Genomic DNA, 12,427 nt, shown 5'->3' on the forward strand with positions numbered 1-12,427 from the left:
AATCACTTTCTACAAAGGGCAATTCATGACCATTATTTATCAATTTTCTATTCCTGATGTAACCTGTAGTGCCTGCACCCAGCCGATCGAAAACCGTCTGAAAGCGGATTTTAACCCAAAATATGAATATTATGCCGACCCGGCAAGCAAAACGCTTAAAGTGATTGTATGGGAACATAATGAAGAGGATGTTGAGCTGGGCGGCAAGATTTGTGGTTTTCTTGATGAGGAAATGTGTGTTACTTGCAGGTTTATGGAAAGCTATTCTCTAAGTTTTCAAACATTACCCAAAACCGGAACGACAGCGAAGCCTCAATTGCCTGCACTGGAATCAAATATCGAGGACGAAGACCAGAGCACGTTCTGGAAGCAGTTAAAGAATGGCTTAATTTCACACTGGTTTCAGGGCAGTGTGGGGGTTACTGCCGGATTTGTCTTAATGATTCTATGTATTCTTTCAGGCGGACTCCCTCTGGCGGCCATGATTGCAATAGGCGGAATCAGCAGTTTACTGACATTTCTGATAGGCTTTTCAACATTCAAACAGGCTTATCTGGATATTTTCAAATCAAAAAAATTGAGTATGGATACTTTATTTGCAATAAGTACCCTGGTGGTTTTAGTGGTTTCGCTGGCCTCATTTTTTATTCCCTGGTTTTCCATGATGTTTGAAGCGGCCTTATTGATTCTTGGATTCCGTCATATAGGTCAGGCGATTAAAAACTCCCTGACCAGACAGTTAATTACCGCGCAAGCCTTTGAAGATGATCTTCCTGAGTTTGTTCATGTCTATGAAAATGAACAATTGACAGAAAAACCACTGGAAGAGATTGAGAAGGGGGAGATTCTTTGTATTTTTCCAGGAGAGATAATCCCTGTGAATGGAATCTGCCTGACGGAAGGCTGCGAATTTTATACAAGGGAGATCAATGGTTATCCCTTGCCAAAGAAACTCAAACAGGGTACGGAGTTACTTTCAGGAATGCGTCTTACAAAATATCCCTCTCCCTTGATGATGCGGGTCAGTCATACAAAAGCTGAATCGCATCTTGCACATATGGATCATGCTTTAAAGATTGCAGAGATTTCCAAAGCACCGATTCAGCATACAGCAGACAGGCTTATGCAGTATTTCATCCCCTCGGTGTTTGCCATCGCAGCGCTGACTGGTCTTATCATTGGTCTTTTTTTTCCTCCCGTTCTTGCTATTCAATGCGCAGTTTCAGTACTGGTTTCTGCCTGTCCCTGTATTTTGGGCTTAGTTGTTCCTACGGCAATGAAAATAGGAATCCATAAAGCAGCCCAACATGGGGTTCAGTTCAGCAGTCCTGAGGCCCTGGAAACCGCCGCAAGAGTCACTGCAGTCGTTTTTGATCTCCATGGGACTTTAACCACCGGCATTCCGGTAGTAGAAAAAGTACAGTTTCTGGATCCTGTTCTGAATCAGAAGCGCATATTTTCTTATATTGCCGCCCTGGAAAAAAAGGCGGAGCATTTTATAGGTGAGGCCTTGTTTGAGCACACTGCGGCTTTTGGAGAAGAGTATAAGTCTTTGCAGATTGAAGATTTTAATAACAGGGATCACTCGGGAGTCAGCGGGATCATTGACGGGCTTGAGATCTGTATTGGTAATGAAGATTTTATGCGAAAACATAAGGTTGCTGTCGATATTAATCCGAGTGTCCTCGATGATGCGGATTCTGTAGCCTATGTCGCCATTAACGGAAAACTGCAGGTTTATTTTAAACTGGTCGATCCTTTGAGAGAAGATGCATTCCGTACTCTGGAGATTATGAGAGCCAATGGTATCGAAGTATTCATCAGCACTGGTGCCTGTGAAGAAACTGCAAACCGTTACGGTAAACGCCTTAAGATCCCAACTTCTAATATCTGGGCAGGCAGAGTTGCCTTGGCCGATAAAGACAAGGACCATTCTAAATCACAATTAATTAAAGAGTTGAAAGACTTGGGCTATGTCGTGGCAATGGTGGGTGATGCGGCGAATGATTCAGTGGCGGTCACTGATGCTGATTTTGGCGTGGGTGTTCAATCGCAATCCTCTCATGTGCTGACATTGAAAAAAGCGGGCGCTATTATCCAGAGCGGTTCGCTTTTACCCATTGCAACTATTTTTACTGTCGCTCGGCAAACGATGAGTAATATTACTCAAAATCTGTATTTTACTCTGGGTTATAATCTGTTTGCGGTGCTGCTTGCCAGCACTCTATTGATTGCTGCAGGTTTTGTACTCAATCCTGGAATAGGTGCCAGCCTGATGATTTTGCAGATGGGTTTGGTTTTCTGCAATCTTTGGCGCTTCAAAAAACAGTCGATACCCCATTTGGAGTGTTGCGATTCACAGTTTGACAGTCAGAACGACCGCGATTCCTATGCTGATTTACAGCAAATATTTAAACCCAATGATTTGGCTTTGGAAGAGTTGGTTGAGCCAGATGCTGGTGGCCTCAATTTTCATTCATACAAAGGGTATCAGCAGGAAGAGAAAATTAGCGCAGCTGTTGGGAAGGGGATGAGTTGCTGTTAGAAGTGATTACTGGCAGGCGCTGCCACTAAGTTAATGAATTTTTTGCTATTCCTGAGCCTGCGTTGGTGTAAACGTAAGAGAAAATCCCCTCTCCCAAGTTTGGGAGAGGGCTAGGGTGAGGGTTGATTTTTAACCCCCTCTCTCTCTAACTCTCTCCCCTGAGGGGCGAGAGGATTTTGTAGAGTACGAGCTCCGATATGCAACGGAGCTTAACTTAATGACAGTGCTGCTGCCAGGAACATTTATTTATTTCCCTGTTCTTTCATCATCTTTTCCATTCTCCGCTGGGTTTCTTCTTCTGAAACGTCCTCGATATGAGTGCCAATGGACCAGATGTGCCCGAAAGGATCAGTGAAAGTGCAGGTACGATCCCCGTAGAATTGATTTTCTAAAGGACGAGTAATCGTGGCCCCTTCTTTTTCTGCGAGTTTAGCCACTTCATCCACGTTTGGGACATAGACGTATAAGCCGACTGGCGAGCCGCCATAACTTGCAGGGCTTTTGGCCTGGGCTTCTTCGCATTCGTCAGCAAGCATAAATTTGGAATCACCGATACGAAGCTCAGAGTGCATAATGCGGTTGTCGGGACCATCCATACACATGACAACTTCTGCGCCAAGTACCTTTTTATAGAATTCCAAGGCCTGACGCGCCTCTTTGGCAATGAGATAAGGGGTGATGTGATTGTAATCATTTGGTTTATAATTAACGCTAGAAATCATAGCAGCTCCTTTGTCTATGACTGTAATTGGAATTAACATACTAATAGAATTTTCGGTATTTGTCTTATATGAAAAAAATTGAACGTGAATTTTACGCCCGGGATACGACAATTGTGGCACAGGATTTACTGGGAAAATATCTGGTTCGCCACATTGGTAATGAACAGAAAATAGGGCGTATTGTTGAAGTGGAGGCTTATTTGGGGCAGCATGATCTTGCCGCGCACTCTTCAAAAGGCCTGACTCCAAGAACACGTGTCATGTTTGGACCAGCGGGCCATGCCTATGTGTATCTGATTTATGGGATGTATTACTGCACCAATATTGTCACTGAAAGGGAGGGGAAGGGCTGTGGCGTTTTGTTGCGGGCACTCGAGCCCATCAAAAATATCTCAGAGCGTACTCAAGGTCCTGGCTTGTTATCAAAAGCAATGGGGATCACCAAAGAGCATTATGGACAGGATCTCTTAAGCGATCACTTTTATCTTCTGCAGGATGAGCCAGGACAAACCCCATTTTCGATTGTTAAAACACCAAGAATTGGTGTTCATTACGCCAAGGAATGGGCAACCGAATTGCTACGCTTTTACATCAAGGATAATCCCTTTGTTTCAAGAAAGTAACTATCATGAGCTTCGAAAATCCCCGGTTCTGGGATCGCGCTCTTTGTTATCAAGGCGTCCTTCGTCCTGTTCGGTATCCAATTTTTTATCATCGGCTGACTCGACCGCTGTCGGTTCTCCAGTTTCGCTGCTTTTATCGGGAGAGTCTTTAGGTTGATTCATTGCAAAATTCCTCGCTTGTTAATTTTCAAAGCGTCGTCTATCTTTAAATAGTTTTCTTTAATTATAGGATAGACAGAAGCCAGAGCAGTAATTGGACTCAGTCGTTTTATCTCTTCCAGGAAGGAGCAGATAATGAAAACATTGATATCTACAATGATTATTGCTTTCTGGTTTTCAATTTTTGCCTGCACAACGACGGAAACGACTCGCAGGGAAATGTCCGGGGTTGGTCATGAAAGCAGTAAAAATACAAAAACCGAGGGGCATGTGCATTCAGCCCAAGCCGCTATAATCGATGATCCAGGTCAGAAATAGTTCATCTAATATTAAAAATGTTATATTATTGTGCTCATTGATAGATTTATTGGGAAGTCGGTGAGCATTATTAATAAGATTGCGATGGGCCGGATCCCCAAAGCTTATCGCAGTGTAATGGGCTACTATCCTGATGTAATTCTTTATGAATGCAGTCAGAATCAATTTGAAAGCAAGTGGCAGCAATTAGCAAGAGCCAATTATATTTATACAGATGGTTATAAACTGCGCCCTGCGGGACAATGGCGCTACTATTTTGAATCGTTTAAGGGCTGGTTAGGGTTCACTAATCATTGCGATGAACACCTGGTGCAGTTATCACTGCGCAAGTTTGCTTATTATGGTTATTTAAAAGGATATCGGCCTCATGAGACGATAATAAAATACCCTTTGCCTCATCGTTTTCAGCAGTTGGCTTGCCAAAATCGGAGCTCTGAGGTTTCCACTGAATTGCAAAAAGACTTGCTCCTTTATTATCGAAATCACTCCTTTTATTTTCCTCAATTTAGCTCCGGGTGGGGAATATCTCCTCCGTCTTATTTTGGAAAAAGTTTCGCCGATCTGAATTTATGGGATTTAATTCCCAGCCTTGACCCTCAGGATAGTCACATCATTACTCAAACAAGAGAAAATCTTGAGCCTGCCTTTTACCAGCGCTATTCTTTTCTGAATGGCAGTCATTATGCAAAGGCAGTTGCAAAAGATTATCTGGATAAAGCGAAACAGGATAAGCAAAGCCTGTTCTATGGTTTTACTCCTGTTAATTTGTTCATGGAGAATCCAAAGGTTAAAACTCAGAGAAATCTGGAACATGCCTTGTACTATGATCCCGAAATCTACCTGCAGGATTTGGAGATTTATATAGAGTATTTTCTGGAGAAGAAAAATTTCGCCAGTGCCGTTGACCTGATTGTTAAATTGAAAGATCTCAAAAAAGCCTGTGCTTATTTAATCAAACACTTTAGTGCTGACCAACACATGGCCCTGGTGAATGCAGGCAGCATTTTGGCGATTGAATTGGCAAAACATTATCTAAGAGATGCAAGGAATATTGGCAATATTCGGCTGGCAATGAAGCTCGATCCCGAATTAGCTAAAAGAGAACCGGCAGTAGTGTTTCGTGTGCTGGCGGCAGATCAACAATTTGAGGATGCGTATACACTTTATCAGAGATGTTCTGATGGAATTAATTTCGATCGGAATTGCTGTTCACTGGCTTCCACCTATTTTCATCAGGAGTCAGAAAAGAAATTAAAAACAGGTCGTGATTTCAGAGGATCGACTGACTGGGAAAAGGCAGCTTCCCTTTATTCGCAAGCTCTGACAGCCAGCAGAAAGGCTTATGAACTCAATCCGTGCGATGACAGGAATGAGCATTATACCAGTTCAAAACGATTCTATGCCCAAATTCTCGTCGATGCGGATGAAGCCGAAAACACTGATATCTCAAAATGCAAAATTGCTCATATTATTTATGCGATTAAACTGCTCAAATCCTCTCAGCCAACAGACAGCATTGAAAAGGAATATCACCGCAAGGCTCTGGTTAAAGCCCTGATGAGAAAAGTTGATTATTTTTGTGAGCTAATTCGCGTGCCGGCAACCTACTCGGCGAATTTGGATGTTCAGAAAGAACACCTTGCAGAGCATACAAAAAATTTTAAACGGATCCTGGAGTCCTTGAAGGAAATAGTGAATTTATTAGAAGGAACAAAGGACCGGGAGCAGAAACTAATACTGGGAAAAGCGTATTTTCTTTTGGGTGATATTAATTATTTTTTTGATTTAAATGAAAATAATCTGCAATATTTTAGAAAAGCAGTCGATACCGTACCGCTTAATCCTTTTTATAATTTACGCTATTACGAAAGGCTGGTTGTTAAGCAGGAAACCTACAGGGATAAGGGTATTGAAAGGCTTAAAGAGCTGGGATTCGAAGTTTTTGACTGGCTTGACTGGGATAAAGAACGCTGGGATCAAAATTTTCGCATTAGTAATATAAAGCAGATTCATTTGCTTGAAGAAACCGCAAAACCTTCGGGATGGTTCTCCTCTTTTAGTTTTGGCTAGTAAAAAGCAAATCCTCTGCTTTTCAGAGGATAGATTGCCAGTTAAGTGGGCACTCCATCGTCTGGTGCCGGGGGAACTTCAGCAGGTGCGGATGCGGGTGACGGTGGTGACGGAGGCGAACTTCCTGCCAGACTGGATACAACTTCTGAAGAAAAAACACTGGCACCTATAGCCATTTTCGCTCCTGCAAGAGCGTTTAGTGCCACGCCAATAATTCCTGTGGCAGTACTGGCAGCAGCGGAGGCTGCACCTGCAGCAGCCCCCGTTGAGCCGGCAGCTGCGGCTCCAGTGGCGACGGCAGCCACAGCCCCGGCTCCAGCAGCTCCTGCTCCAGCAGCTGCCGGACTCGGTATCCCAAGGCTTACCAGTGCACCGCCGATTGTGACATTACCTGTTACCCCAAACTCCGCACTGGCAAACGCGGTAGCAGCTGAAACCACATTAATAGCAGGGCAATTGATTGTTAAATTAGGCGCTACAATTTGGATGCCTGAGTCATCAAGGATAATCGCGGAACCTCCTACCTGAAGCATGATCATGCCAAGGGCCTGCTGCAATATGACCGGCGATGTATGCATGCTTATCGCCGAGTCGTCTGTGTACCTGAATCCCGTGGTCACGTGCACTGTAAAGGGGCCCAGATACTGAACGGAACCTCCCATAACCGATTTAATATCAATTCCTGTGGTATCTGCAATATGAGCGCCAGTATAACTATGAATGGTTGCTCCCAAATGATAGCTCCCGGTGTATCCTTTTACCGAGGTAATATGGGTTCCTAAGACATGTAAAGCACAATTACCATTAACCTCAGTAACCATGGCATTTCCAATAGAGTTCATTAGATTCTGATCGATATAATTGTATTGGCTCTGATTAATTTGTACGGTTTCATTGCCTTTGACCTGATAGTTTGTATCCTGATGGCAAACCATTGTGGCGTTGCCTTTGACAAAACGGGTGTAATCTTTGTCAACACTAAGGTTTTTACTTTGTTTGATAGTAATATTGGCATCTTTTCCAATATAGGAGTTGGAGTGACTCAGGGTACTTAAATAGTAGCCCATATCCTGTTGGGATTGAAAAATATCATCGGTTCCCAGAACAATGGTGGTATTGTTGTGAGGAGTACGCAGCTTTATCCCCTGAGTTTTTCCTTTCTGTTCATTAATAAAGAAAACGTTTTTCTCTTTAGTTTGCAGTCCCATGTATTGCTGATTATCACTGGCAATCAGATTTCGATGCGTTGAATTATCGATAGCTCCCAACAGAATGGGTAAATCCGGATTACCAAAATGAAAGCCGATAGCGACTTCCATTCCCTTGCGCATGGGCAGACTGAAAGCGTATTTGTCGCCAATATAACTTTCCAGTTTACGAACCCAGCGGGAACCCTTTCCCGGACCATCGTCGCTGATGGCAATGCGAAACTTGTAATGTCCTTTGTCATTGATTTGAACGGTATCTTCGCCTCCTTCATGATCAACGAAACCAGGAAGAACGCCGCTGATACGCGGCAACGGGGTTTGAAGGACGGAACGAAAGGGGATTGCCTTATCGATTGAACGGTAGTCGCAGGAGAAATGATCCTCGGGTGCGTCAATAGCCACTGAATGATAGGAAAAAAACGATTTTTTCTGCGAACCGCTATATTTGGCGTGGATGATCAACATCGGCTTATTTAAATGACCGAGCTTAAAATGCTGGTGTTGTATAAAACTGCCGGGATTGATCAATGCCGCACTGGCGGTGCCATTGAAAATCTCTTTTTGCCACTTGAAGCTCTCGGCGATCTGATTGGCGATGCGCTGATTTTCTTCCTGACTATGAACGTTTTCAGCCCAGTAGACAATTTCTCCGACCCCTTGCGGATCAATGACCGCAGTGGAATCATAAGATTTGGAGGATTGTTGATAATTATAGGATTTAACTTTGACTTCGGCCGGTTGTGAGGTAGTGGAAAATTCAAAATCATAAATCAGATTGGCCATGGGGTCGAATTCACTATCCGTTGTATAGCCGTGATAGAATAATCGATTGATGTCCTTATTCAGTTGTAATGTGGAGTTACTGTCGGTAATCACCAGAACTTCATTATCAGCCGTGTGTTCAAAAAAATAGAATAATCCTTCGTGTTCCATCCAGCGAGTCACAAACTGCCAGTCGAGTTCATTGTACTGGAATACGAATTCGCGTACAGGATGAGAATTCACAAGGTCAAATCGGACATGATTAATATTATTTCTCTGAAAAACATGCCGCAGAATTTCCTCAATTCTTTTTTCGAGATAAACATGGGTGCGTCTGGTTTTTTGCAGGCGAGTCACTTCAGGTTGAATAATCATCTGGTATACATAGTATTCATCGAGACTGTCTGTATGGCTGAAGTAATTGACGCGGCCGTGCAGAGGGCTCTCGGTTCCCGCTTTGGTCGTAAAAGTCATCTTGGCAGGATGATTAATAATTTCATTACCGTGAATGAGACTTTTGGATGCAAGCTCGACACGAAACTCATAAAGTTCTGATACCCCCATCGTCCCTTCAAACTGCAATATTTCGGTGTCACTGCCTTCAAAATGCGGTCCGTGCATTTTGGGCATAAGAATCTGATTTTGCATGCAATTCTCCATAATACGTCATTAACAACAATAGCTATTGAGTTATAGACTGTCAACTGGCTATGGGGGAAGTTGGTAATAAGCCTTGCCAGTAAAGCAGATTGCGGGTGGTTTATCTGTCATCATTAAATGAAGCGGGCTTAAGCGAATGCTTTAATAATCTGGTTTGCTGCTGTTAAATTTTTGAAAAGATTCTGAATTGGCAGAAAAATTAATAATTTGTGCTATGGTTAACTTATAAGTCCACCAGTGGACATTCTTTTTGGAACAATGGAGAGGAAAATGGCACGCAAAGATCAGTCCGTGGCCCCAAAAGAACGGGTCAATATTGTGTACAAGCCCAGCATCGAGGGGGCGGAAGAAATAGTTGAGCTTCCCCTGCGACAGCTGGTGTTAGGTGAATTTACTAATAAACCGTCCAAACTTCCTCTGGAAAAAAGACAGACAGTCAGTATCAACAAAGACAACTTCAATCAGATTTTAAAGCTTCACGATATCAGAATAACCACAAGAGTTCCCAACCGCTTAAGCAATGATAAGAATGATTTTATTCCGCTGGACCTGAAAATTCAGTCTCTGCATGATTTTGAACCTGATCATCTTGTCAAACAGGTTCCAGAGTTAAGAAAGCTGATGGAATTGAGAAATGCTCTCAAATCCCTGAAAGGGCCTTTGGGTAACACTCCGGAATTCAGAAGAAAGCTGGATGCCATTGTTAAAGATCCCGGCTTGCGAGATAAATTATTAAAAGATTTGGGTATCGAAGAGAAAAAAGATCAAAAAGATCACTAATCAACAACCCATTTTTTAGGAGATAATGATGGCTGATATGAAAGAAAATCCGGGCAAGGGCCAGGATAAATCAATAGTTCATGATTTGTTGTCAGGGATTGAAATTTCCCCGGAAGAAGAGCGGTATGAAGTAACCAAAACCGGGATTCGCGCGTTCATCGATCGTATTGTTGAAGAACATCGAACTGATGAAGCGGTGACTTCGGCGATGGTTGATGATGTGATTGCTGATATCGATGCCCAGTTGTCTGTACAAATGGATGAAATCCTGCATAACCCGGAATTTCAGAAGCTTGAATCGGCCTGGCGGTCATTAAAATTCCTGGTTGATCAAACCAACTTTCGTGAAAACAGTCAGGTAGACTTTATTAATGTGACCAAAGAAGAGTTGTTTGAAGATTTTCTGGACTCCCCTGAAATTGTGAAATCAGGCTTGTTCAAACAGGCATATAGCTCAGAGTATGGCCAGTTCGGTGGTAAACCTTATGCTGCCATTATTGGAAATTATACCTTTGGACCTTCACATAAAGATGTGGCCCTGCTTCGTAATATTGCCGCAGTCAGCGCTATGGCGCACGCTCCCTTTATTGCAGCAGCAGGTCCTGAGTTTTTTAATATCAAATCAATGACTGATTTGCCTACATTGAATGATATCGCAGCCATTTTTGAAAGCCCTGTTTATGCGGAGTGGAATGGTTTGCGTGAGTCTGAAGATGCGCGCTATATCGGTTTAACCCTGCCGCGATTCATGCTGCGCATGCCCTATGATGACAGAAGTTATAATCTTCGCACTTTCAACTACAAGGAAGATGTCAGTCATGGTGATGATGGCAGTTTCCTGTGGGGTAATGCGGCATTCGCCTTCGCAGGACGCTTAGCCGACAGTTTTGCCAGATACCGTTGGTGTGTGAACATTATCGGTCCTGAAGGCGGTGGTACGGTTGATAATCTGCCCTGCTATTTCTTTGATGCAATGAAAGAAGTGCAAAGCAAGATTCCCACCGAGCTGTTAATATCAGAGCGACGTGAATTTGAGTTGTCTGAGCAAGGGTTTATCCCATTAACCATGCGGAAAAACAGTAACAATGCCGCTTTTTTCTCTGCTAATTCCATCCAAAAGCCAAAAACCTTTGTCGATGTCAGCGGAAACAAGGAAGCGGAAGCCAATTATAAACTGGGAACTCAATTCCCTTATATGTTTATCATTTGCCGCCTGGCTCACTATTTAAAAGTTATGCAGCGTGAAAAACTGGGTATGCATAAAGAAAGAGTGGACATGGAGCGCGAGCTGAATGAGTGGATTGGCAGTTATGTGGTGGATATGGAAAATCCAGTTGCCGAAGTAAGAGCAAAAAAACCGCTGCGTTTTGCCAAAGTCACAGTGGAAGATGTTGCCGGGGAACCAGGATGGTATAAATCCACTTTAATTGTCAGACCTCATTTTAAATATATGGGCTCCTATATTACTCTACAGTTAGTAGGTAATTTAGAAACCGCCGCTTAAGGAGAAAATGGCTATGCAACAACCGGAACTTAATGTCGTACCCTTGCTGCCGGAAGGCGAAGTGGTACGCACCCAGTATAAGCTGATGGCAAGAATAACAACGACTGCGGCTGGCGTTATCAAGGGCAACAGCTCCGTTAAAGGCTATGAGCAATGGGTACAGGCGGTGGACTTTAAAACATCAACTGTCAGAAATTTCGACGCTCAGGATCAGCTGATTGGTGTTCCTGATGCTAAATTTTTCCGACTGACTACTCTCTGGGATGGCGGTGGTATTGTTCCTTTAACGCAAAGTATTTTCACAGGAGAAGATGTAACGACCTGTGATATTCACTGCCTGCGTTCAGGTCCTCAGGGAGAAGTACAACCTGCTGTGCTGATTACTCTGAGTCAGGCGAAGGTCCTTGAGGTGGATTATGTTTACTCTCATGTGGCAGGCCCCCTGGTGATTGTTGATTTGCATCCTGTATCATTTAAGATAGTTGACAATCTCAATCGTTATGAATTTAGCTGGAACTTAAGCCGATTGTCCCGCGAAGCTTAAAGGCGCGGCCTGATTAACTGAGCCATGCTTAAATCACTGTGACCCGGCTGCCTGCAGCCGGGATTTCTATTTAAGGAGAGCCTTGTGAGAGGGGAGCGTTTAACCGAGCGATTAAGGCGATGGGCCAGAAAAGATTCCAGGTCTCTGGATCAGTCTGAACCTGAAATATTAGTCGAGTCAATAAGAAAACATATCGAGCAAATCCTGTCGACCCGCCAGGGTAATGCGCCGATTGATGACAATTATGGCTTATCTCAGTCTCCTGCCCTTGTTGAAGATTATTCTCTGGCTCGCAAGGAAGAACTGGCAGAGCATTTAAGTCATCTGATTAAAACCTACGAGCCCAGAGTGGCCCAGGTTAGAATAAGCAACCTAATCATTAATCCTGATAAACAGTTAATCACTTGCCATATTGATGGAACCTTAAAAAAACCTTTTGAAGAAATATCGGTTTATTTCACCACGATTCTGACAAGTCATGGTAGAGTAATAGTGAGACTATAGTGTCTGAAATTGATTATTAATCATTTCC

General features: G+C 43.3%; 11 protein-coding genes. 8 read left to right on the forward strand and 3 right to left on the reverse strand.

What is annotated here, in order from left to right; all coding sequences use genetic code 11:
* Positions 1–25: 25 nt before the first annotated feature.
* The gene (locus B1207_RS12090; RefSeq protein ID WP_112220223.1) at positions 26–2,545 is read left to right on the forward strand and encodes a heavy metal translocating P-type ATPase; all 2,520 of its coding nucleotides are present in this window, start codon (positions 26–28) and stop codon (positions 2,543–2,545) included.
* A 242-nt stretch (positions 2,546–2,787) separates the two neighbouring features.
* Here the strand turns inward: B1207_RS12090 and B1207_RS12095 are convergent, their stop codons facing one another.
* Positions 2,788–3,267 carry a VOC family protein gene (locus B1207_RS12095; protein WP_112220224.1) on the reverse strand — a complete coding sequence of 160 codons (480 nt, stop codon included), beginning with the start codon at positions 3,265–3,267 and terminating at the stop codon, positions 2,788–2,790.
* Between the two features lie 68 nt (positions 3,268–3,335).
* Here B1207_RS12095 and B1207_RS12100 point away from each other — a divergent pair, with 68 nt between their 5' ends.
* Positions 3,336–3,890, forward strand: coding sequence for a DNA-3-methyladenine glycosylase (locus B1207_RS12100; protein ID WP_112220225.1), 555 nt, complete (start codon positions 3,336–3,338; stop codon positions 3,888–3,890).
* Positions 3,891–3,893: 3 nt separating this feature from the next.
* Here the strand turns inward: B1207_RS12100 and B1207_RS15995 are convergent, their stop codons facing one another.
* Complete coding sequence (locus B1207_RS15995; RefSeq protein WP_172458298.1) at positions 3,894–4,052, reverse strand: hypothetical protein; 159 nt, start codon at positions 4,050–4,052, stop codon at positions 3,894–3,896.
* A gap of 132 nt (positions 4,053–4,184) precedes the next feature.
* On the opposite strand from B1207_RS15995, the gene B1207_RS12105 reads away from it, so the two are divergent.
* Positions 4,185–4,367 (forward strand): hypothetical protein, encoded by a 183-nt coding sequence (locus tag B1207_RS12105; RefSeq protein WP_112220226.1) that lies wholly within the window; start codon positions 4,185–4,187, stop codon positions 4,365–4,367.
* A 60-nt stretch (positions 4,368–4,427) separates the two neighbouring features.
* The gene (locus B1207_RS12110) at positions 4,428–6,437 is read left to right on the forward strand and encodes a hypothetical protein (protein ID WP_112220227.1); all 2,010 of its coding nucleotides are present in this window, start codon (positions 4,428–4,430) and stop codon (positions 6,435–6,437) included.
* Positions 6,438–6,478: 41 nt separating this feature from the next.
* Here B1207_RS12110 and B1207_RS12115 read toward each other — a convergent pair whose 3' ends face one another.
* Positions 6,479–9,055 (reverse strand): type VI secretion system Vgr family protein, encoded by a 2,577-nt coding sequence (locus tag B1207_RS12115; RefSeq protein ID WP_172458299.1) that lies wholly within the window; start codon positions 9,053–9,055, stop codon positions 6,479–6,481.
* A 282-nt stretch (positions 9,056–9,337) separates the two neighbouring features.
* Here B1207_RS12115 and tssB point away from each other — a divergent pair, with 282 nt between their 5' ends.
* The 4 genes from tssB (at position 9,338) to tssE (ending at position 12,399) form a co-directional block, all read left to right on the forward strand.
* Entirely contained in the window at positions 9,338–9,847 is a 510-nt protein-coding gene (gene tssB / locus B1207_RS12120) for a type VI secretion system contractile sheath small subunit (RefSeq protein WP_112220229.1), read from the forward strand.
* Positions 9,848–9,872: 25 nt separating this feature from the next.
* Positions 9,873–11,351: a type VI secretion system contractile sheath large subunit gene (gene tssC / locus B1207_RS12125; protein WP_253255861.1), complete on the forward strand. Its 1,479-nt coding sequence runs from the start codon at positions 9,873–9,875 to the stop codon at positions 11,349–11,351.
* A 7-nt stretch (positions 11,352–11,358) separates the two neighbouring features.
* Positions 11,359–11,895 (forward strand): type VI secretion system tube protein Hcp, encoded by a 537-nt coding sequence (locus B1207_RS12130; RefSeq protein WP_083499222.1) that lies wholly within the window; start codon positions 11,359–11,361, stop codon positions 11,893–11,895.
* Between the two features lie 84 nt (positions 11,896–11,979).
* Positions 11,980–12,399, forward strand: coding sequence for a type VI secretion system baseplate subunit TssE (tssE, locus tag B1207_RS12135; protein ID WP_165483125.1), 420 nt, complete (start codon positions 11,980–11,982; stop codon positions 12,397–12,399).
* Positions 12,400–12,427: the final 28 nt, after the last annotated feature.

It is taken from the genome of Legionella quinlivanii, assembly GCF_003265995.1.
GTDB lineage: Bacteria > Pseudomonadota > Gammaproteobacteria > Legionellales > Legionellaceae > Legionella_C > Legionella_C quinlivanii_A.